General features: G+C 59.6%; 19 protein-coding genes. 10 read left to right on the plus strand and 9 right to left on the minus strand.

Annotated elements, in window-relative coordinates; all coding sequences use genetic code 11:
• Positions 1-212: 212 nt before the first annotated feature.
• Together pepN and tnpA are read left to right on the plus strand one after the other, a co-directional pair.
• Positions 213-2,831, plus strand: coding sequence for an aminopeptidase N (gene pepN / locus AAIE04_RS04480; RefSeq protein WP_019454522.1), 2,619 nt, complete (start codon positions 213-215; stop codon positions 2,829-2,831).
• A gap of 169 nt (positions 2,832-3,000) precedes the next feature.
• The gene (gene tnpA, locus AAIE04_RS04485; protein ID WP_498576569.1) at positions 3,001-3,447 is read left to right on the plus strand and encodes an IS200/IS605 family transposase; all 447 of its coding nucleotides are present in this window, start codon (positions 3,001-3,003) and stop codon (positions 3,445-3,447) included.
• A 66-nt stretch (positions 3,448-3,513) separates the two neighbouring features.
• Here tnpA and ssuB read toward each other — a convergent pair whose 3' ends face one another.
• The 5 genes from ssuB to ssuE are packed head-to-tail and all read right to left on the minus strand — an operon-like array spanning position 3,514 to position 7,827.
• Positions 3,514-4,287: an aliphatic sulfonates ABC transporter ATP-binding protein gene (ssuB, locus tag AAIE04_RS04490; RefSeq protein WP_019454521.1), complete on the minus strand. Its 774-nt coding sequence runs from the start codon at positions 4,285-4,287 to the stop codon at positions 3,514-3,516.
• Positions 4,284-5,078, minus strand: a complete 795-nt coding sequence (gene ssuC, locus AAIE04_RS04495; RefSeq protein ID WP_435981343.1) for an aliphatic sulfonate ABC transporter permease SsuC — start codon at positions 5,076-5,078, stop codon at positions 4,284-4,286. Before ssuC ends, ssuB begins: the two co-directional genes overlap by 4 nt.
• Before the next feature lie 11 nt (positions 5,079-5,089).
• Positions 5,090-6,238, minus strand: coding sequence for an FMNH2-dependent alkanesulfonate monooxygenase (gene ssuD, locus AAIE04_RS04500; protein ID WP_063919138.1), 1,149 nt, complete (start codon positions 6,236-6,238; stop codon positions 5,090-5,092).
• A gap of 20 nt (positions 6,239-6,258) precedes the next feature.
• A complete protein-coding gene (locus AAIE04_RS04505) occupies positions 6,259-7,224 on the minus strand; it encodes a sulfonate ABC transporter substrate-binding protein (protein ID WP_498576570.1) in 966 nt (321 codons plus the stop codon).
• 24 nt (positions 7,225-7,248) lie between these two features.
• Positions 7,249-7,827 (minus strand): NADPH-dependent FMN reductase, encoded by a 579-nt coding sequence (gene ssuE, locus AAIE04_RS04510; RefSeq protein ID WP_019454517.1) that lies wholly within the window; start codon positions 7,825-7,827, stop codon positions 7,249-7,251.
• A gap of 258 nt (positions 7,828-8,085) precedes the next feature.
• Here ssuE and pyrD point away from each other — a divergent pair, with 258 nt between their 5' ends.
• On the plus strand, positions 8,086-9,096 hold the full coding sequence (pyrD, locus tag AAIE04_RS04515) for a quinone-dependent dihydroorotate dehydrogenase (RefSeq protein WP_019454516.1): 1,011 nt from the start codon (positions 8,086-8,088) through the stop codon (positions 9,094-9,096).
• A 176-nt stretch (positions 9,097-9,272) separates the two neighbouring features.
• A complete protein-coding gene (locus AAIE04_RS04520) occupies positions 9,273-9,821 on the plus strand; it encodes a cell division protein ZapC (protein WP_004928171.1) in 549 nt (182 codons plus the stop codon).
• Between the two features lie 6 nt (positions 9,822-9,827).
• Here AAIE04_RS04520 and AAIE04_RS04525 read toward each other — a convergent pair whose 3' ends face one another.
• Positions 9,828-10,931, minus strand: coding sequence for a YcbX family protein (locus AAIE04_RS04525; protein WP_498576571.1), 1,104 nt, complete (start codon positions 10,929-10,931; stop codon positions 9,828-9,830).
• A 103-nt stretch (positions 10,932-11,034) separates the two neighbouring features.
• Here AAIE04_RS04525 and rlmKL point away from each other — a divergent pair, with 103 nt between their 5' ends.
• From rlmKL to rmf, 6 genes are all read left to right on the plus strand, one after another.
• Positions 11,035-13,161, plus strand: coding sequence for a bifunctional 23S rRNA (guanine(2069)-N(7))-methyltransferase RlmK/23S rRNA (guanine(2445)-N(2))-methyltransferase RlmL (rlmKL, locus tag AAIE04_RS04530; protein ID WP_197667436.1), 2,127 nt, complete (start codon positions 11,035-11,037; stop codon positions 13,159-13,161).
• Positions 13,162-13,166: 5 nt separating this feature from the next.
• Complete coding sequence (locus AAIE04_RS04535) at positions 13,167-15,071, plus strand: ABC transporter ATP-binding protein (protein ID WP_046686785.1); 1,905 nt, start codon at positions 13,167-13,169, stop codon at positions 15,069-15,071.
• A 73-nt stretch (positions 15,072-15,144) separates the two neighbouring features.
• Positions 15,145-16,461 carry a membrane integrity-associated transporter subunit PqiA gene (gene pqiA, locus AAIE04_RS04540; RefSeq protein ID WP_019454512.1) on the plus strand — a complete coding sequence of 439 codons (1,317 nt, stop codon included), beginning with the start codon at positions 15,145-15,147 and terminating at the stop codon, positions 16,459-16,461.
• Positions 16,448-18,094, plus strand: coding sequence for an intermembrane transport protein PqiB (gene pqiB, locus AAIE04_RS04545; protein WP_498576572.1), 1,647 nt, complete (start codon positions 16,448-16,450; stop codon positions 18,092-18,094). Before pqiA ends, pqiB begins: the two co-directional genes overlap by 14 nt.
• Positions 18,091-18,651, plus strand: a complete 561-nt coding sequence (pqiC, locus tag AAIE04_RS04550) for a membrane integrity-associated transporter subunit PqiC (protein WP_019454510.1) — start codon at positions 18,091-18,093, stop codon at positions 18,649-18,651. Before pqiB ends, pqiC begins: the two co-directional genes overlap by 4 nt.
• 270 nt (positions 18,652-18,921) lie before the next feature.
• The gene (rmf, locus tag AAIE04_RS04555) at positions 18,922-19,092 is read left to right on the plus strand and encodes a ribosome modulation factor (protein ID WP_004928150.1); all 171 of its coding nucleotides are present in this window, start codon (positions 18,922-18,924) and stop codon (positions 19,090-19,092) included.
• A 63-nt stretch (positions 19,093-19,155) separates the two neighbouring features.
• Here the strand turns inward: rmf and fabF are convergent, their stop codons facing one another.
• The 3 genes from fabF to fabA form a co-directional block, all read right to left on the minus strand.
• Positions 19,156-20,433, minus strand: a complete 1,278-nt coding sequence (gene fabF / locus AAIE04_RS04560) for a beta-ketoacyl-ACP synthase II (RefSeq protein WP_198635453.1) — start codon at positions 20,431-20,433, stop codon at positions 19,156-19,158.
• Positions 20,430-20,957: a winged helix-turn-helix transcriptional regulator gene (locus tag AAIE04_RS04565; protein WP_198635452.1), complete on the minus strand. Its 528-nt coding sequence runs from the start codon at positions 20,955-20,957 to the stop codon at positions 20,430-20,432. The genes fabF and AAIE04_RS04565 overlap by 4 nt, the downstream gene beginning before the upstream one ends.
• A gap of 285 nt (positions 20,958-21,242) precedes the next feature.
• Positions 21,243-21,761 (minus strand): bifunctional 3-hydroxydecanoyl-ACP dehydratase/trans-2-decenoyl-ACP isomerase, encoded by a 519-nt coding sequence (gene fabA, locus AAIE04_RS04570; RefSeq protein ID WP_019454507.1) that lies wholly within the window; start codon positions 21,759-21,761, stop codon positions 21,243-21,245.
• Positions 21,762-21,820: the final 59 nt, after the last annotated feature.

The raw sequence follows: 21,820 nt of genomic DNA on the forward strand, positions 1-21,820 counted from the left end.
TGGTCACCCACTCCTGCGCCCGGCGGGCGATTTATGACTTGCTTCTGATTTCTCTATCGCGAACGCCCGGCGACTCTGGGCTTTTCAGCCAGCTGTGATACAGTTTATTCACAATCAGGTCCGCCGGGCGCCGCAGGTGAATATACCGGCTGCGGCGCGGTTGAGAAGAGCGGCTTGGCTCCTATAACTCACTGAGACGTTTAAGGGTTTTTATGACACAACAGCCACAGGCAAAATATCGCCACGATTATCGCGCACCCGATTACACCACGACCGATATCGACTTGGACTTCAGTCTGGACGCGGAAAACACGCGCGTGACCGCCGTCAGCAAAATCAAACGTCAGGGCGCGGCCGGCGCACCGTTGGTGCTGGATGGCGAGGATCTGACGCTGGTGAGCATTGAGGTCGACGGCCAACCGTGGGGCGCCTATCGTCAGCAGGATAACCAGCTGATCATCGAGGATTTGCCGGCACAATTCACTCTTACCATCGTCAACGATATTCATCCGGCGAAAAACACCGCGCTGGAAGGGCTGTACCTGTCCGGCGATGCGCTGTGCACGCAGTGCGAAGCCGAAGGCTTCCACCATATTACCTACTATCAGGATCGCCCGGACGTGCTGGCGCGTTTTACCACCCGCATCGTGGCCGACAAGGCGCGCTATCCGTTCCTGCTGTCCAACGGCAACCGCATCGGCCAGGGCGAATTGGCCGATGGCCGCCACTGGGTGCAATGGCAGGATCCGTTCCCGAAACCTTGTTACCTGTTTGCGCTGGTGGCGGGGGATTTCGACGTACTGCGCGACAGCTTCACCACCCGTTCCGGCCGTAAGGTAGCGCTGGAGCTGTTCGTCGATCGCGGCAACCTGGATCGCGCCGACTGGGCGATGACCTCGCTGAAGAACTCGATGAAGTGGGACGAGACCCGCTTCGGCCTGGAATACGATCTCGACATCTATATGATCGTGGCGGTCGACTTCTTCAATATGGGCGCGATGGAGAACAAAGGGTTAAATATCTTTAACTCCAAGTATGTGCTGGCCAAGGCGGAAACCGCCACCGACAAGGATTATCTGAACATCGAAGCGGTGATCGGCCATGAATACTTCCACAACTGGACTGGCAACCGCGTCACCTGCCGCGACTGGTTCCAGCTCAGCCTGAAAGAGGGGCTGACGGTGTTCCGCGATCAGGAGTTCAGTTCCGATCTGGGATCACGCTCGGTCAACCGCATCGACAACGTGCGCGTGATGCGCGGCGCACAGTTCGCCGAAGACGCGAGCCCGATGGCGCACGCCATTCGTCCGGACAAAGTGATCGAAATGAACAACTTCTACACCCTGACGGTGTATGAAAAGGGTTCCGAAGTGATCCGCATGATGCACACCCTGTTGGGAGAAGCGAATTTCCAGAAAGGGATGCAGCTCTATTTTGAGCGCCACGACGGCAGCGCCGCCACCTGCGACGACTTCGTGCAGGCGATGGAGGATGCATCCAACGTCGATCTGTCGCGCTTCCGCCGTTGGTATAGCCAGTCCGGTACGCCGCTGTTGACGGTGCGCGACGAGTACGACGCACAAACCCAACAATATCGCCTGCATGTCAGCCAGAAAACCGCGCCGACCGCCGATCAGCCGGAGAAGCTGCCGCTGCATATCCCGCTGGATATCGAATTGTACGACAGCGAAGGCAACGTCATTGCGCTGCAGAAGGGCGGTCTGCCGGTCAACAACGTGCTGAACGTCACCGAAGCGGAGCAGACTTTCGTGTTCGACGGCGTGGCGCACAAGCCGGTGCCGTCGCTGCTGCGCGAATTCTCCGCGCCGGTGAAGCTGGACTATCCGTACAGCGATCAGCAGCTGACCTTCCTGATGCAGCACGCGCGCAATGAATTTGCGCGTTGGGATGCGGCGCAGAGCCTGCTCGCGACCTATATCAAGCTGAACGTGGCGCGGCACCAGCAGAAACAGCCGTTGTCGCTGCCGCTACATGTGGCCGACGCGTTCCGCGCGGTGTTGCTGGACGAGAAGTTGGATCCGGCGCTGGCGGCGCAGATCCTGACGCTGCCGTCGGAGAACGAGATCGCCGAGCTGTTCGCCACCATCGATCCGGAAGCGATCGCTGCAGTGCACGAAGCGATCGTTCGCTGCCTGGCGCGGGAACTGGCCGATGAGTGGCTGGCGGTGTACCACGCCAACAAGACCGACGGCTACCGCGTGGAGCACGCCGAGATCGCCAAACGCGCCTTGCGCAATGTTTGCCTGGGCTATCTGGCGTTTGGCGAAGATGCGGCGCTGGCGGATCAGCTGGTGAGCGAACAGTATCGTCAGGCGGATAACATGACCGACTCGCTGGCGGCGCTGTCCGCCGCGGTCGCGGCCCAGTTGCCGTGCCGCGATGCGCTGTTGGCGGCGTTCGACGAACGCTGGCATCAGGATGGTCTGGTGATGGACAAATGGTTCGTGCTGCAGGGCGGCAGCCCGTCGGCGGACGTGCTGAGCAAGGTGCGTGCGCTGCTGCAACACCGCTCGTTCAGCCTGAGCAACCCGAACCGCACTCGTTCATTGATCGGCGGTTTCGCTTCCGGCAACCCGGCGGCGTTCCACGCTGCGGACGGCAGCGGCTATCAGTTCCTGGCGGAGATCCTGAGCGATCTCAACCAGCGCAACCCGCAGATCGCCGCGCGTCTGATCGAACCGCTGATTCGCTTGAAGCGTTACGATGCCGGCCGCCAGGCGCTGATGCGTAAGGCGCTGGAACAACTGAAAGGGTTGGAAAACCTGTCCGGCGATCTGTACGAGAAGATCAGCAAGGCGCTCGACGCCTGATTTTTTCGCGCTAGAGACATCAAGGGACGGCCTGGGCCGTCCCTTTTTCATTATCAATCCTAAACCACCTCCTATGGAGGTGGTGATCGTTCATGTGGGGCTATGCCCGAAGGATGCTCATGCTAAATACTGCCTCGGTTTGTTACCAGCAAATCAAGGAGTAAGTAGCATGAGCAGATATGAATCTGCTTCCCACGTATTCTATCGATGTCAGTATCATCTCGTATGGACACCGAAGTACAGATACAAAATCCTCAAGGGTAATCTCGGTAAAGAGCTTTACCGCAGCATTTACATCTACTGCAATATGAAAAAATGCAGAGTAGTCGAACTAAATGTTCAGATAGATCATATACATCTGGTAGTTAGAACTCCACCGAGTTTAAGTGTTTCCGAGCTAATGGGATTTGTGAAAGGGCGGACAGCCATCAGGCTGTTCGCTAAGTTTCCTTATCTAAGAAAGCACAAGCTTTGGGGTAATCACTTTTGGCAAAGGGGATATTTTGTGGACTCGGTAGGGGCAAACGAAGAGATAATTCGACGATATGTACGGTACCAGGACAAGGTAGCGAAAGAGGAAGAAGAAAGACAAATGCAGCTAGGGCTAGAAAAGTAGTGTTTAAGCCCCCTTTTAGGGGGCTGTGTCAAAGCCACCTGCTAAGCAGGTGGATTTTTTACTCATTCAATTCGCCGCCCGGCGCGCGGCGTCCGTCGCGGCAGGCGGCGATAGTACCCGTTCCAGCACTTCGGCCTCCAGTTCTGCCAGCCTGGCAGAGCCCTTGCGCCGCGGCCGCGGCAGATCGATGGCGAGATCCAGCCCGATATGCCCCTCTTCGATCAGGATGACCCGATCCGCCAGCGCGATGGCTTCGCTGACGTCGTGCGTGACCAGCAGTACGGTAAAACCGTGCTGTTGCCACAGCGTCTCTATCAGACCTTGCATCTCGATGCGCGTCAGGGCATCCAGCGCTCCGAGCGGTTCATCCAGCAGCAGCAGGCGGGGGCGGTGGATCAGCGCGCGCGCCAGGGCGACCCGCTGCTTTTGTCCGCCGGACAGCGCCGCCGGCCAGTCGCCGGCGCGATCCGCCAAACCGACCGCGGCCAGCGCCTCCAGCGCCGCGTCGCGCCAGTGGCCGCGCAGCCCCAGCCCCACGTTGTCGATCACCGTTTTCCATGGCAGCAGGCGTGCATCCTGAAACATCAGCCGGGTATCCTCTTTGGCGGCGGCGAGTGGCGCGTTGCCGCTGAGCAAAGCGCCGCTGCTGGCCTGTTCCAGGCCGGCCAACAGGCGTAGCAACGTGCTCTTGCCGCAGCCGCTGCGGCCGACCACCGCCACGAACTGCCCGGCGGAAATGCGCAGCTGAATATTGTCCAGCACCGTGCGGTTGCCGTAACGTTTGCCGATGGACTCCAGCGTCACCGGCGTGCCTTGCGCAAGGCGAGCGGGAAGGGTCATAGCGCTTCTCCCTGTTTCAGTTGATAGGCCGGATGCCAGCGTAGCCAAACGCGTTCCAGCAGTTGCGCACCCACGTCCGCCAGCTTGCCGAGCAGGGCGTACAGCACGATCGCCACCACCACCACGTCGGTTTGCAGGAATTCACGGGCGTTCATCGCCAGATAACCGATGCCTGAGTTGGCCGAGATGGTTTCAGCGACGATCAGCGTCAGCCACATGAAGCCGAGGGCGAAACGCACGCCGACCATGATCGACGGCAGTGCGCCCGGCAGCACCACCTGTGTGAACAAGCGGAAGCCGCTCAGGCCATAGCTGCGCGCCATCTCCAACAGGCCGCGATCGATGTTTTTGATGCCGTGATAGGTATTGAGATAGATAGGAAACAGCGTGCCGAGCGCCACCAGAAAGATCTTGGCGGATTCATCGATGCCGAACCACAGGATCACCAGCGGGATCAGCGCCAGATGCGGCACGTTGCGGATCATTTGCACCGAGCTGTCCAGCAGGCGTTCACCCCAGCGCGACAGGCCGGTAATAAAACCGAGGGTAAGCCCGATGCCGCCGCCGATGGCAAAGCCTAACAACGCGCGCTGGCTGCTGATGCTCAGATGCTGCCACAGTTCGCCGCTTTTGCTCAGGCTCCAGAAGGCGGCCAGTACTGCGCTCGGCGCCGGCAAAATGCGGTTGGACAGCCAGCCGGTTTCGACGGCGATTTGCCAGATGATCACCAGCGCCAGCGGCAGCGCCCAAGGGGCCAGCCGGTACAGGATGCGTTGTGCGTTATTTGCCATCGGGGCGCTCCTCAACTCTGCGACACTTTTTGCGGAACATAAATGTTGGCTACCACTTCTCCCTGTGGACGCACCGGCTGAAGACGCGCGGGCGTTTCCTCCTGCGCCAGATCGAGGTGTGGGAACAGCAGTTCGCCGACGCGGTAGGCCTCTTCCAGATGCGGATAGCCGGAGAGAATGAAGGTGTCGATGCCCAGATCGGCATATTCCTGCATGCGCGCCGCGACCGTCGGGCCGTCGCCCACCAGCGCGGTGCCGGCGCCGCCGCGCACCAGGCCGATGCCGGCCCACAGGTTCGGGCTGATCTCCAGGTTATCTTTCTTGCCGCCGTGCAGCGCCGCCATGCGCCGTTGGCCGACGGAGTCGAAGCGCGCAAAAGCCTGCTGTGCATTGGCGATGGTTTCTTCATCAAGGTGAGCGATTAGCCGATCGGCCGCGCGCCAGGCCTCTTCGGTGGTTTCCCGCACGATGACATGCAGGCGGATGCCAAAGCGTACCTGGCGGCCTTTCGCCGCCGCCTTGGCGCGAACTTCTTCGATCTTCTCTTTGACCTGCGCCGGCGGCTCTCCCCAGGTGAGGTACAGTTCCACCTGTTCGGCGGCCAGATCCTGCGCGGCGGCGGAAGATCCGCCAAAATAGAGCGGTGGGCGCGGTTGCTGCACCGGTGGGAACAGCAGTTTGGCGCCTTTCACCTGAATATGCTTGCCGTGGAAATCGACGGTTTCGCCTTCCAGCACCCGGCGCCAGATATGGGTGAACTCGGTCGAGGCTTCGTAGCGTTCTTCATGGCTGAGGTGCAATCCCTCTGCCGCCAGCTCTTCCGGATCGCCGCCGGTAACCAGATTGAACAGCGCGCGCCCGTTGGACAGGCGATCCAGCGTTGCCGCCTGGCGCGCCGCCAGCGTAGGGGAGATGATGCCCGGCCGCAGCGCGACCAAAAACTTCAGCCGCTGAGTGACCGGGATCAGCGAGGCGGCCACCAGCCAGGAGTCTTCGCACGAGCGGCCGGTAGGGATCAACACCCCACCGAATCCCAGCCGATCCGCCGCCTGGGCGATCTGCTGCAAATAGCCGTGATCGACGCTGCGTGCGCCCTGTGCGCTGCCGAGGTAGTGGCCGTCGCCGTGGGTGGGTAAAAACCAGAAAACGTTCAGGCTCATCGTCAATGTTCTCCCATTATTTATTGTGCGCTTGGGCGCCAGATGCGTTGCGAGATATCGACCTTCACCGGCACCAGTCGGTTGGCGTAAAACAGGTCGGCGGTTTGTTGCTGTGCGGCGATGGTATGCGCATCGAGCGGTGTGATGGCGGTCGGTGGGCGGTGATCCAGATAGCTGGCGATCACCGGCTCCGGCAGCCCCATGGCGTTGGCCAGCAGGGTCACGCTTTGCGCCCGGTCGCTGCGGGTCAGCGCATCGGCCTGGGTCAGCACCGTCAAGACCTGGCTGATAAAGCCGCCATTAGCTTCGACATACGGCCGCGCCGCCAAATAGAAGGAACCGGTCTGATTCAGATCGGTGCCGTCGCCGAGCACCCGGACGCCGCCCTGCAGCAGCGCGGCGGAATAATAAGGATCCCAAATGGCCCAGGCATCGACATTGCCCTGTTGGAAGGCGGCGCGCGCATCGGCGGGCGTCAGGTAAGCGGGCTGGATGTCGGTAAATTTCAGGCCGGCCTTTTGCAGCGATCGCAGCAGCAGGTTGTGCGAGCTGGATCCTTTCTGGAAGGCGACCTTATGGCCTTTCAGATCGGCGACGGTTTTGATCGGGCTGTTTTCCGGCACCAGGATCACTTCCGCTTTGGGTTTAGGTGGCTCAACGCCGACATACAGCAGATCAGCCCCCGCGGCCTGCGCGAAGATCGGCGGAATATCGCCGGTGCTGCCCAGATCGATGCTGCCGACGTTCAGGGCTTCCAGCATCTGTGGGCCGGCGGGAAACTCGATCCAGCTGATGCGGGTGGCGGGGAAACGCTCCTCCAGCAGCCGGTGGCTTTTCGCCAGCACCAGGCTGACCGATCCTTTCTGGTAACCGATGCGGAATTGCGCCGGATCCTGCGCGGCGGCGGCGTTGGCCCAGACCAGCGACAGCAGGCCGGTGAAGGCGGCGGCGTTCAGCCAACGGCGCAAAGCGATGCGTTGTTTCATTCAGGCTCTCCTTTTCCAGGCGTTTCAGGCCGTCTGACGCGTCGCCAGCGGTGAGGCGACGCGCAGCGCAGGCGGTTTGCGGCGGCCAAGCGCCAGGTAGAAGCTGGCCAGCGCCTCTTCCAGCCGGGCGGCGACGGCGTCGGTGAGCGTGGCGCTTTCACCGGTCAGTTGGATCTGGCTGTCGTCGGCGAACACGCCGTGCAACACCTCTTGCGCTTTCAGCGCCGCCAGCACCGGCTTCAGCGCATAGTCCACCGCCAGCATGTGGCCGATCGAACCGCCGGTCGCCAGCGGCAGCACCACCTTATGATCCAGTGCGCGCTCCGGCAGCAGATCCAGCAGGGTTTTCAGCGCGCCGGAGAACGACGCCTTATAAACCGGCGTGGAGATCAGCAGGCCGTCGGCCTGCGCCAGTTGGTCGGCAAAGGCCTTGATCGCCGGGCTGTTGAAGTTGGCGTACAGCAGATCTTCGGCATCGAAGTCGTGCAGGGTATAAGCCGTCACCTCCACGCCTTGCTGCCGCAGCCAGTTCTGACTCAGCGAGAGCAGTGCGGCGGAACGTGATGGGATGCGTGGGCTACCGGCCAGTGATATAACGCGCATTGCCACTCCTTATAACTAAAAGTTAGGTTTAATTAGAAAATCAATAGGAAGTGTTTTAAACCTACCAGCAACTGGGCGCGTTTTTTAAATCTCATTTTTTGATTTGGATATGCGCAAAAGCGGATTGGCGCCGATTTGGCGGCGAAGAGAGAAAACGATTGCGTAAAAACGGCTTTTTTTGCCTTTAATCAATTCCAATTGGGCGGGGGATACCGGATAATACGCCCCCGGTTTGCAACCGGGAAATCAGGAGAGTCCATGTACTACCCCCTCATCAGGAAAGCGTTGTTCCAGCTCGATCCGGAGCGCGCGCACGAAGTGACCTTTCGTCAGCTCAGCCGTATTACCGGCACCCCATTAGCGTTTCTTGTCCGTCAGTCCGTGCCGACCAAACCGGTCAGCTGCATGGGGCTGTCGTTTAAAAATCCGTTGGGATTGGCCGCCGGTCTGGATAAAAACGGCGAATGCATCGATGCGTTCGGTGCGATGGGCTTCGGCCATGTGGAAGTCGGCACCGTGACGCCGCGTCCGCAACCGGGCAACGACAAGCCGCGCTTGTTCCGCGTAGTTGAGGCGGAAGGCCTGATCAACCGCATGGGGTTCAATAACCATGGCGTGGACAATCTGGTTGAAAACGTTAAGAAATCCCATTTTGGCGGCATTCTTGGGATCAATATCGGCAAGAATAAAGACACCCCGGTCGAGCAGGGTAAAGACGATTATTTGATCTGCATGGATAAAGTTTATCCGTATGCCGGTTATATCGCGATCAACATCTCTTCACCGAATACGCCGGGGTTACGATCCTTACAGTATGGCGAAGCGCTGGACGATCTTTTGGCGGCGATTAAAAATAAGCAGCAGGAATTACATGCGCGCCATCACAAATATGTGCCGGTGGCGGTAAAGATCGCGCCGGATCTTTCAGAGGAAGAATTGATCCAAATTGCCGATAGCCTGGTGCGGCATAATATCGATGGCGTGATCGCCACCAATACCACCTTGGATCGAAAATTGATCCAGGGATTGAATTACTGCGAGCAAGCGGGCGGGTTAAGCGGGCGTCCGTTGCAATCACGCAGCACCGAGGTGATTCGTCGTCTCTCCACCGAACTGCAAGGACGCCTGCCGATTATCGGCGTGGGCGGCATCGATTCGCTGACGGCGGCGCGCGAAAAAATGGAGGCCGGCGCGAGCCTGCTGCAAATTTATTCCGGATTTATCTATCACGGCCCGCGTTTGATTAAAGATATCGTTACCCATATCTAATATTTTTCCTCTCATTTTATTCCGGGGGTTTATTTCTGCCCCCGGCTCGTCTATATTTTGTTCGTTAGCATAAATATCGTTCGCGGAATTATCCGATGTTTAAGCTATTTTATCGATGATAAAATCGCCTTTTAGGGTGAGTGCGGCGTTGGCGTAGGCAGCGAGAAGGATACGAAATGAAGATAAAACCTGACGATAATTGGCGTTGGTATTTTGATGCCGAACACGATCGGCTAATGTTGGATTTAGCTAATGGTATGATCTTTCGTTCACGTTTCCCGGCCAAAATGTTAACGCCGGACGCCTTCGATGAATGCGCTTTTTGCGTGGATGACGCCGCCCTTTATTTCACTTATGAAGAACAGTGCAAACAGGTCAAGCTCAGCCACGAGCAGCGCGCCGAGCTGGTGCTGAATGCGCTGGTCGCCTACCGTTTCCTGAAACCGCTGATGCCGAAAAGCTGGCATTTCTCGCAGCAGCACTATCCGTTGCAGCCGAAAAACGGCGAACTGGCGGCGGTGAAAGTGATGGAAAGCGGCGCGGAAGCGCGCCTGCTGGTGGTGGAGGCCGGGGATAACGCCAGCCTGTGCCTGCTGGCGCAAAATCAGCTGACGGTGGCCGGCCGCACCATGGTTTTGGGCGACGCCATCAAGGTGATGCACGATCGGCTGAAACCCTGCGCGCAGGATGAAAGCGCCGCCCCGGCTTACGACAGGGCGGTGTAAGGCGGATTACGCCAGGGTTAAATCGCTTTTCGGGATGCAGCTGCAGCACAGGATGGTGCCGTTGTCGCCCAACGCGCTTTTCTTCAGGGGCGCGACCTCACCGCTCACCAACGTAATGCGGCAGCTGCCGCAAATCCCGGCGCGGCAGGAGTAAGGCACGCGAATGCCTTGCTGCTCCAGCTGTTCGAGCAGGATCTGCTGATTGTTGCCGGTAAATACCTTTCCTTCATAGTCGATAGTGACGTTGTGCGCGCTGTCTTGCGGCGCCTGCACGCTCTCCACCACTTTGCCGGCGCCATACGGGCGCGGCGGTTTGGTCGACAATACTTCCACCGTATCGCCCACGCGAATGATGCCGCTGTTGCGTGCGATCATATTCTGGCCGAAATCGATATCGCCGTTGTCGGCGGTGCGGAATTTTTGCAGCGTGCTCAGCGGTTCGCCGCTCGGATGCTTGCGGCCGCGTTCGGTACTGACGGTAGTCAGCACGCAGCGGCTGCAGGGTTTCACCAGATCGAACATCACGTCGCCGACGCGGATCACCTGCCAGCCGTCTTCGGCCCAGGCGGTTGCGCCGCTCACCACCAGGTTGGGGCGAAACTGCTCCAGCTTGATGCTGCCGGGGCAGCGCTGCTGCAGATCGTTGAACGAGGACTGGTTAATCAGCAGATAAGGGTAGCCATCGGCAAACGTCAGCGGAATCTCAGGGTGCTTCTTCACCCGGCGGGTCAACTCCGGCCCCAGCCAGCGCAGCTGCACGTCGCGCTGGAAATAGCCGCTCAGCCAGCGGTTGATCTCATCCGGCGCGATCAGCGCGGTGAAATGGTTGCCCCACACCTCGGTCGGCTGCGGCGCGGCGGCGAAGTCGCTGAAGCGAATGGCGGCGCTTTCGCCGTCCGGCGCGGTCAGGAACAGTCCGTCCGGCAACAGCGCCGGCGTGAACAACACCATCTGCGGGTATTGGCGCGCGGTAATAAAGGTGCCGTCCGGCTCGGTGATCATAAAGTTACGGTCGAAAGCCAGGCCGCTGCTGCCGACCTGGGCGTAAGAAAGCTGCAGACCGCGCAATGATTTAACCGGATGGACGTAGAGTCTGGAAAGCGTAATCACCCTTATCTCCGTGCGATGATTAAATAGAAGGGAGCAACTTTATGACAAGCGGTGCGGATTAGCTATAATGCGCAACAATTTTCTTTTTGGTGATAAGCACGATATGAACTCTCTGTTTGCCAGCACGGCGCGTGGATTGGAAGAACTGTTAAAAAGCGAGCTGGAAGCGCTTGGCGCTCACGACTGCAAAGTGGTGCAGGGTGGGGTACATTTTCAGGGTGACGATCGTCTTCTGTACCAAAGCCTGCTCTGGAGCCGCCTGGCTTCGCGCATTCTGTTGCCGCTGAACGAATTCCGCGTGCACAGCGACCTGGATCTGTACCTCGGGGTGCAGGCGATCGACTGGCCGAGCATTTTTGGCGTGGATAAAACCTTTGCCGTGCATTTCAGCGGCGTGAACGAAGAGATCCGCAACAGCCAGTATGGCGCGCTGAAGGTGAAAGACGCCATCGTCGACAGCTTCACCCGTAAACTGGACCAACGCCCGACGGTCGCCAAGCAGCAGCCGGATATTCGGGTTAACGTCTTCCTGCAACGCGATATGGCCAGCGTGGCCCTCGATCTGAGCGGCGAAGGCCTGCACCAGCGCGGCTATCGCGATCTTACCGGCCAGGCGCCGCTGAAGGAAAACCTGGCGGCCGCCATCGTGCTGCGTTCCGGTTGGCAGCCGGGCACGCCGATGCTCGATCCGATGTGTGGCTCCGGCACGCTGTTGATCGAAGCGGCAATGATCGCCGCCGATCGTGCGCCGGGCCTGCACCGCCAACACTGGGGCTTCAGCGCCTGGAACGGTCACGACGCCGACCTGTGGCGTGAAGTCACCACCGAAGCGCAGGTGCGCGCGCGCCGTGGCCTGCAGGAAACCACTTCTCGCTTCTTCGGGTCCGATATCGATCGCCGGGTGATTGAAATGGCGCGCGGCAACGCCCGCCGCGCCGGCGTCGCCGAGCTGATCACCTTCAACGTCGGTGACGTGGCGCGCTTGACCAATCCACTGCCGGAAGGCCCGCACGGCACCGTGATCAGCAACCCGCCGTACGGCGAACGTCTGGAAAGCGAACCGGCATTGATCGCGCTGCACAACATGCTGGGTCGCGTGATGAAAAGCGCCTTTGGCGGCTGGCAGCTGTCATTGTTCAGCGCTTCGCCGGAGCTGTTGAGCTGCCTGCAGCTGCGCGCCGAGCGCCAGTTCAAGGCGAAGAACGGCCCGCTGGAGTGCGTGCAGAAAAACTATCAGCTGGCGGCAAACCCGGCCGGCGCCGCTACCGGCGGCGTGCAGGTGGCGGAAGATTTCGCCAACCGTCTGCGCAAGAACTTGAAGAAGCTCGACAAGTGGGCGAAGCAGCAAGGCATTGAATGCTACCGCTTGTACGACGCCGATCTGCCAGAATACAACGTTGCGGTGGATCGCTACGGCAGCAAGGTGGTCGTGCAGGAGTATGCGCCGCCGAAAACCGTCGATGCGCAAAAAGCGCGTCAGCGCCTGTTCGATGTGATCAACGCGACGCTGGCGGTGCTGGAATTGCCGTCGAATCAGCTGATCCTGAAAACCCGCGAGCGGCAGAAGGGCAAAAACCAGTACGAGAAACTGGCGCAAAAGGGCGAGTTCCTGTTGGTGGAAGAGTATAACGCCAAGCTGTGGGTCAACCTGACCGACTATCTCGATACCGGCCTGTTCCTCGATCACCGCATCGCGCGCCGCATGCTGGGCGAGATGAGCAACGGCAAAGACTTCCTCAACCTGTTTGCCTATACCGGCACCGCCAGCGTGCACGCCGGGCTGGGCGGCGCGCGCAGCACCACCACGGTGGACATGTCGCGCACCTATCTGGAATGGGCGGAGAAGAACCTGCGCGCCAACGGCCTGACCGGCCGCCAGCATCGGCTGATCCAGGCCGACTGCCTGTCTTGGCTGAGCAACGCCGACGAACAGTTCGACGTGATCTTCATCGATCCGCCGACGTTCTCTAACTCCAAGCGGATGGAGAACACCTTTGACGTGCAGCGCGATCATCTGGCGCTGATGAAAGATTTGAAACGGTTGCTGCGCCGCAACGGGACCATCATGTTCTCGAACAACAAGCGCGGTTTCCAAATGGATATGGCAGGGCTGAGCGCGTTGGGTCTGGAGGCGAAAGAGATCACCGCCAAGACGCTGTCGCAGGATTTTGCCCGTAACCGTCAGATCCACAACTGCTGGCTGGTGACTCACGCCGGCGAAGGAAAATAATTACTATGTCGTTAATCAGCATGTCCGGCGCCTGGCTCTCTTTCAGCGATGCGCCGCTTTTAGACAACACCGAAATTCATATCGAAGACAACGAGCGCGTGTGTCTGGTCGGGCGTAACGGCGCCGGTAAATCCACGCTGCTGAAGATCCTCGGCAAAGAGATCCCGCTGGACGACGGCCGGGTGATCTACGAACAGGATCTGATCGTGGCGCGCTTGCAACAGGATCCGCCGCGCAATATCGGCGGCAGCGTGTTCGATTTCGTGGCGGAAGGCGTCGCGGAGCAGGCGGAACACCTGAAGGCGTATCACGCGATCTCGCACCTGGTGGAAAGCGACCCGAGCGAGAAAAACCTGGCGCGCATGGCGCAAATCATGGAGATCCTCGATCACCAGGGGCTGTGGCAGCTCGACAGCCGCATCAGCGAAGTGCTGCTGCAGCTGGGGCTGAACGGCGACGCCGAACTGTCTTCGCTGTCCGGCGGCTGGCTGCGTAAAGCTGCGCTGGGCCGCGCGCTGGTGAGCTCACCGCGCGTGCTGCTGCTCGACGAACCGACCAACCACCTGGATATCGAAACCATCGACTGGCTGGAAGGCTTCCTGAAAGAGTTCGACGGCAGCATCGTCTTCATCTCGCACGACCGTTCGTTTATCCGCAACATGGCGACGCGCATCGTCGATCTGGATCGCGGCAAGCTGGTCTCCTGGCCGGGCAACTACGATCTGTATCTGCAGAGCAAAGAAGAAGCGCTGCGGGTGGAAGAGCTGCAAAACGCCGAGTTCGACCGCAAGCTGGCGCAGGAAGAGGTCTGGATCCGTCAGGGCATCAAGGCGCGCCGTACCCGCAACGAAGGCCGCGTGCGCGCGCTGAAGGCGCTGCGCGTCGAGCGTTCAGAGCGCCGTGAAGTGATGGGCACCGCCAAGATGCAGGTGGAAGAGGCGACCCGCTCCGGCAAAATCGTGTTCGAGCTGGAAGACGTCAATTATCAGGTCGGCGAGAAAGTGCTGGTGCGTGGTTTCTCCGCCCAGGTGCAACGCGGCGACAAGATTGCGCTGGTGGGGCCTAACGGCTGCGGTAAAACCACGCTGCTGAAACTGATGCTCGGTCAATTGAAAGCCGACAGCGGCCGTGTGCACTGCGGCACCAAGCTGGAAGTGGCTTATTTCGACCAGCACCGCGCCGATCTCGATCCGGAGCGCACGGTGATGGACAACCTGGCGGAAGGCAAGCAGGAAGTGATGGTCAACGGCCGCCCTCGTCACGTCTTGGGTTATCTGCAGGACTTCCTGTTCCACCCGAAACGCGCGATGACGCCGGTGAAGGCGTTGTCGGGCGGTGAGCGTAACCGTCTGCTGTTGGCTAAGCTGTTTCTGAAACCGAGCAATCTGCTGATCCTCGATGAACCAACCAACGATCTCGACGTCGAAACGCTGGAGCTGCTGGAAGAGCTGATCGACGGCTATCAGGGCACCGTGTTGCTGGTCAGTCACGATCGTCAGTTCGTCGACAACTCGGTGACCGAGTGCTGGATCTTCGAAGGTAATGGCGTGATCAACGCCTTCGTCGGCGGCTACTACGATGCGCATCACCAGCGCGCCACGGCGAAACCGATTCGCCAGGCGGCGCCGAGCGCGAGCAAACCGGCGGCGGAGAAGAAGGCCGAACAGCCGAAGAAGGCGGCGGCCAAGCTGAGCTACAACCTGCTGCGCGAACTGGAACAGCTGCCGCAGCGGCTCGAACAGCTGGAGGCGGAAATCGAAGCGCTGCAGGCGCAGATGAGCGACGCCGACTTCTTCACGCGGCCGCACAGCGAAACGCAGGAGGTGCTGACGGCGCTGGCTAACGCCGAGCAGGCGCTGGAGCAGGCCTTCGCCCGCTGGGAAGAGCTGGAAGCGATGAAAAACGGCTGACCGTTGCGATACCGCCCGCGCGCTGCTGCGGGCGGTATCGACGTGCCGGTGAGCAACGTTATTGAGGAGGAATATGGTGTGTTCCCACAACAATCATCAGCAGCATAGTCATTCCGCACCGGCGGCGCAGCAGCAGGATAACCTGATACTGTGCCCGCAATGCGACATGCTGGTGGCGCTGCCGCCGCTGGCCTATGGCAGCAAAGCGGTATGCCCGCGCTGCAAAACCACGCTCAGCGCCCGCTGGGACGAGCCGCGCAAGCGGCCGATCGGTTACGCGCTCAGCGCGTTGTTCATGTTGGTGTTGGCCAACATTTTCCCGTTTATCAACATGCGCGTCGCCGGCCTCGGCAACGAGATCCGACTGATTCAAATTCCGGAAGTCATGGTGGCGGAAGACTACGCCAGCATGGCCACGCTGTTTATGGTGTTCGTGCAGCTGATCCCGGCGTTCTGCATGGTGGCGATCATCCTGCTGTGCGCCAAAGTGCGACTGCCGCTGGGGCTTAAAGAGTGGATGGCCAGGGTGCTGTTCCAGTTCAAGACCTGGTGCATGGTGGAGATTTTCCTCGCCGGGGTGCTGGTCAGCTTCGTCAAGCTGATGGCCTACGGCGATATTGGCATTGGCAGCAGCTTCGTGCCGTATTGCCTGTTCTGTCTGCTGCAGGTACGCGCCTTCCAGTGCGTGGATCGGCGCTGGCTGTGGCAGGACATCGAGCCGGCGCCGCGTCTCGATCGCCCGCTGACGGTGGGGCGCACCGGCATGCGCCAGGGCGTGCGCTCCTGCGCCTGCTGCACGGCGATCCTGCCGGCCAGTCAGGTGCGCTGCCCGCGCTGCCACACCAAGGGCTATGTGCGCCGCCGCCACAGCCTGCAATGGACGCTGGCGCTGCTCGTAACCTCCATCATGCTGTATATTCCAGCCAACCTGATGCCGATCATGGTGACCGAGGCGCTGGGCAACAAGATGAACTCCACCATCATGGCGGGGGTGATCCTGCTGTGGGGAGACGGTTCTTACCCGGTGGCGATGGTGATTTTCATCGCCAGTATCATGGTGCCGTCGCTGAAAATGCTGGCGATCGGCTGGCTGTGCTGGGACGCCAACGGCAGGAAGAAGCCGCGTGCCGACAGTGAGCGCATGCATCTGATTTATGAAGTGGTCGAATTCGTTGGCCGCTGGTCAATGATCGACGTGTTTGTGATCGCCGTATTGTCGGCGCTGGTGCGAATGGGGCAGTTGATGAGCATTTATCCCGCGACGGGCGCCGTGCTGTTCGCGCTGGTGGTGATCCTCACCATGTTCGCCGCCATGACATTTGATCCCCGGCTGACCTGGGATCGCGCAAGTGAAACAATCAACAAGGAGCCGCAAGGTGACGGAAAATAATCATAGCGTCGCGGACGTTGAGAAGATCAAACGCTGGTCGCCGGTGTGGATCATTCCCATCGTGACCGCGCTGATCGGCGCCTGGATCCTGTTTTACCACTTCAGCCATCAGGGGCCGGTGGTGACGCTGGTCACTACGACGGCGGAAGGGCTGGAAGCGGGTAAAACCAAAATCAAAAGCCGCAGCGTTGACGTCGGCGTGGTGGAAACCGTCACGCTGAGCGATGACCTGAGCAAGGTGATGGTGCAGGCGCGCCTTAATTCTGGCATGGAGAAATTGCTGCGCCAGGACTCTGCCTTTTGGGTGGTGAAGCCGCAGATCGGCCGTGAAGGCGTCTCCGGCTTGGGTACGCTGCTCTCCGGCGCCTATATCGAACTGCAGCCGGGCAGCAAGGGTAAAGACGGCAAAGACAATTATCAGCTGTTCGATGCGCCGCCGCTGGCATCCCCGGACGCCAAAGGGCTGCGCATCGTGCTGGACAGCGAAAAATCGGGCCAGCTTAACGCCGGCGATCCGGTGCTGTTCCGCGGCTATCGCGTCGGGTCGGTGGAGACCAGTTACTTCGATCCTAAAGAGCGCGCCATGCGCTATCAGCTGTTCATCACCGCGCCTTATGACCAACTGGTTACCACCAACGTGCGCTTCTGGAAAGACAGCGGCGTGGCGTTCGACATGTCGGCGCAGGGCATGCGGGTGGAGATGGGGTCGTTGACCACGCTGTTCAGTGGCGGTGTCAGCTTCGATGTGCCGGACGGCTGGGATCGCGGTGAGCAGGCGAAAGAGAAGGCGGAATACCAGCTGTTCGACAACCAGCGCAGCACGCAGGATTCGCTGTATACCGTGCATAAAGACTACCTGCTGTTCTTCTCCGATTCGGTACGCGGCCTGCAGCCGGGTGCGCCGGTCGAGTTCCGTGGCATCCGTTTGGGCACGGTGGCGCAGGTGCCGTTCTATAAAGAGGGCATGGCGCAGCGTCTGGATAACGATTACCGCATTCCGGTGCTGATCCGTATCGAGCCGGATCGTTTCCAGAAACAGCTGGGCGGCAACTTCGATATCGAAGGCCACTTGAAAGACGCCGAGTCCCGCGGCATGCGCGCTTCGATGAAGTCCGCTAACCTGCTGACCGGTTCGCTGTATATCGATCTCGACTTCTATCCGCAGGAGAAGGCGTGGAAAGGGCCGCGTGAGGTCTTCGGTTATCCGCTGATGCCGACCACCAGCGGCGGTTTGGCGCAGATCCAGCAGAAGCTGATGCAGACACTGGACAAGATCAACGCGATGCCGATCAATCCGATGATCAACGAAGCGACCAAAACGCTGGCGGAAAGCCAGAAAACCATGAAGTCGACGCAGCAGACCATGAAGTCGCTGAACGACATCATCGCCAGCAAAGAGATGCAGGCGCTGCCGCAGGATATGCAGAAAACGCTGCTGGAGCTGAACCGCAGCATGAAAGGGTTCCAGCCTGGCTCACCGGCTTACAACAAGATGGTGGGCGACATGCAGCGCCTCGACCAGGTGTTGCGTGAGCTGCAGCCGGTGCTGCGCACCCTGAATGAGAAGAGCAACGCGCTGGTGTTTGAAGCCGCCGGCAGCAATGACCCTCAGCCGAAGAAGGCCACTAAATGATGAAATGGATCCCGGTAGCCCTGGCGCTGTTGCTCAGCGCCTGCAGCAGTTCACCACAGAAGACCTACTATCAGTTGCCGGCGCTGGGCGCGCCGGCGGCGGTCAGCAGCAGCGGCGCCTCCACGCGTCAGCTGTGGCTGGAGCACGTGAGCGTGGCGGATTATCTGGCGCAGAGCGGCGTGGTGTATCAGACCAACGACGTCCAGTATGTGATAGCCCAAAATAACCTGTGGGCCAGCCCGCTCGACCAGCAGCTGCAGCAAACGCTGGTCACCAACCTGAGCAGCGCGCTGCCGGGTTGGGTGGTCTCTTCGCAGCCGATGAGCAGCGATCAGGATGTGCTGAACGTGACCATCAGCGGTTTCCACGGCCGCTTTGACGGTAAAGCGATCATTCGCGGCGAGTGGGTGCTGAACCGCCAGGGGCGTTTGATCAAACGGCCGTTCAGCCTGGAGCTGAAACAGGGTGAGGACGGTTATGACGCCCTGGTGCGCACCCTGGCGCAGGGCTGGCAGCAGGAGGCTCAGGCTATCGCAACACAGATGGGCGGCATTTAGTCATAATTTGGTCTAAAATCATCTAATCCCTGTCGGCGTGAAAAGTCTTTTTTTCTCATCGGCAGGGATTTTTATTTCATTTCAAACAGTTAAATCCTTTCCCTGCAGATCAGCCACTTAGCCTTTTCCGCGTGTGTAGCTCACAAATATGACATTGGCGTGAATTTTGCGCATTGATCTTCTGCTCTTTTAGCGCTATTGATTACTCGTGGCTGCGCAAAAAGCAGCCATTGTTTTCTTTCCACCAGACCAAAATGAGGGAAACGAGGCATGAAGAGACAGAAACGCGATCGTCTGGAAAGGGCGCATTCGAGAGGGTATCAGGCAGGTATTTTAGGGCGTTCCAGGGAACATTGTCCCTACCAATCATCAGTGGACGCCCGGTCTCAATGGCTGGGAGGTTGGCGAGAAGCCATGGAAGACAGGGCTGTGACCGCTTAAGCGGCTCCCTGTCAAATAAAAGGAATAACCTCCGCCCTTTGGCGGAGGTTTTTGTTTCAGCGTTTATTCATCCCGCCAGCGTTTCAGCAAAATACTCGCATTCACGCCGCCAAATCCGAAGCCGTTTGATAAGGCGTAGGTCATGTTCATCGACTCCGCCTGTTTCGCGACCAGGTGCAGACCTGCGGCCGCCGGATCGGGGTTATCCAGATTCAGCGTCGCGGGGGCTATCTGATCGCGCAGGGCCAGGGCGGTAAAGATGGTTTCCAGCCCGCCAGCGGCGCCAAGCAGGTGCCCGGTCGCTGATTTTGTCGAGGTCACGGCGACAGTCCCGGCGCTGCCAAACAAATGCTTGATGGCGTTGATTTCGCCCAAATCGCCGACGGGGGTCGAGGTTGCGTGCGCGTTTAAGTGCTGAACCTCCTCGGGAGCGACGTTCGCTTGCTTCAACGCGATTTTCATCGCCCGATAGGCGCCGTTGCCGTCTTCAGCGCCGGAGGTCATGTGGTAGGCATCGGCGCTGGTGCCATAACCGACGATTTCCGCGAGCGGCGTGGCGCCGCGCGCCAGCGCATGTTCCAGCGTTTCAATTACCAGCATGCCGGCGCCTTCCCCCATGACAAACCCGTCCCGGGCGCTGTCGAAGGGCCGGGAGGCCTGGCGCGCCAATTCGGCCGGTGCAGTGGACATGGCGCGCGCGGCGGCGAAGCCGCCCAGGCTGACGGTATCTATCGCGGCCTCGGTACCGCCGCATAGTGCAATATCGGCCTCATCATTGCGGATCAGACGCACCGCATCGCCAATGGCCTGCACGCCGGCCGCGCAGGCGGTGACCGGGGCGCCAATCGGGCCTTTGAAGCGGTGCTTGATTGACACATGCCCGGCCGCCAGGTTGACGAGGAAAGAGGGGATGGTGAACGGCGACAGGCGCTTGGCGCCTCGGCTGTCCGTGGTGCGTACCGCCTGGGCAATCGCCGGGAAACCACCAATGCCCGAGGCAATGACGGTGGCGGTGCGCTCCTGTTTTTCCTCCGTATCGGCTATCCAGCCGGCCTGACGAATGGCTTCGTCGGCTGCCGCGATAGCAAACAGGATAAAGCGATCCATCTTCTTTTGGTCCTTGGGGGCGACGGAGGCGTCGGCGTTGAATCCCGCCTCGGCATCTTGCGCCAGCTCGGGAACCTGTCCTCCCACCTTGACCGGCAGCTCTGCCACGATCTCTTCAGGCAGAGGACGAATACCGGATTCTCCGTTTAACAAACGCTGCCAGATGGTCTCTACGCCGCACCCTAGCGGTGAAACGGCGCCCATGCCGGTAATGACGATACGACGATGGTTCATGATGTCTCCTTGGTCAATTCTGGGAAATTTTCGAGGCGCCGGCGCCGCATCAACTCGGCGCGCTGATGTATGCCGTCACTGGCCGCCGGCCCTGGCGCCAACGTAATAAACCGTTGCGGCACCGGTTGCTGAGTGTCGTGATTGATCAACTGTACCTCGATCGGTTGATCGGAACGGCTGTCGACCAATTGGGCGCTGATGTCACCGTCGGTCAGATGGCGATTACCCCATTGCGAGAGGGCAGCCAGCACGGGGAGAAAATCGTTGCCGCGCTCGGTGAGCAGATACTGATAGCGCGCCGGCCGCGTTTGATAGCGTTCCTTATGCAGAATGCCGTGGGCGACCAAATCCTTCAGCCGTCGGGCCAGCAGAGTTGGCGACATCCCCAGGCTCTGCTGGAATTCGTCGAATCGGGAGAGCCCCTGAAAGGCGTCGCGCAGAATCAGAATGCTCCACCATTCTCCGACGAGATCCAATGAGCGCGCAACCGGGCAAGGCGCATCGCTAAAACGGGTTTTTTGCATTTGATTCCTTTGTAAGTACATTTATTGTAGTTACTAGGTAGACATATTAGGCGATCTTGAAAGGCAAGCAAACAGCAGGAGGAAAAAAACCGTCAGGGCGGTAATAAGGGGCGCGTTTGAGCCGCTGTTGATTTGGCCGCATCAGATAGGAATAGGGCAGAGATAGCGGAGTCAGGGGGTAAAGCAGGCCGTGAGACTTGGGATACTCAGGCACTGAAGGCGAAAGTGATAATCCGCCGATTGGCTTGAAAAGAGAAGGCGGTGGCCGCCTTCTCTTCAGCGCGATTAGAACGCTGCGGTATCCTTGAACAGGCCCACTTTCAGATCGGTGGCGGTGTAGATCACTTCACCGTCAACCAGCACTTCGCCATCGGCGACGCCCATGATTAACTTGCGGGTGATGACGCGCTTGAAATTAATGCGATAGGTCACTTTCTTCGCGGTTGGCAGCACCTGGCCGGTGAACTTGACTTCACCGACGCCCAGCGCGCGGCCTTTGCCTTCGCCGCCCAGCCAGCCGAGGTAGAAGCCGACCAACTGCCACATCGCGTCCAGGCCCAGGCAGCCTGGCATGACCGGATCGCCGATAAAGTGGCAACCGAAGAACCATAGGTCCGGATTAATATCCAGTTCCGCTTCCACATAACCTTTGTTGTGAGTGCCGCCGTCTTCGGTCATCTTGACCACGCGGTCCATCATCAACATGTTACCTGCCGGCAACGGTGGGCCACCGGCGCCGAACAGCTCGCCACGGCCGGATGCTTCGAGGTCTTCTTTCGTATAGGAATCGCGTTTATCTACCATGTTCTCAGTAAGCCTTATTTTAATGAAGGACGCAGGTTAGCTAACACGTGTACGCTGAA

Source organism: Serratia sp. Ae19-1 (genome assembly GCF_059801225.1).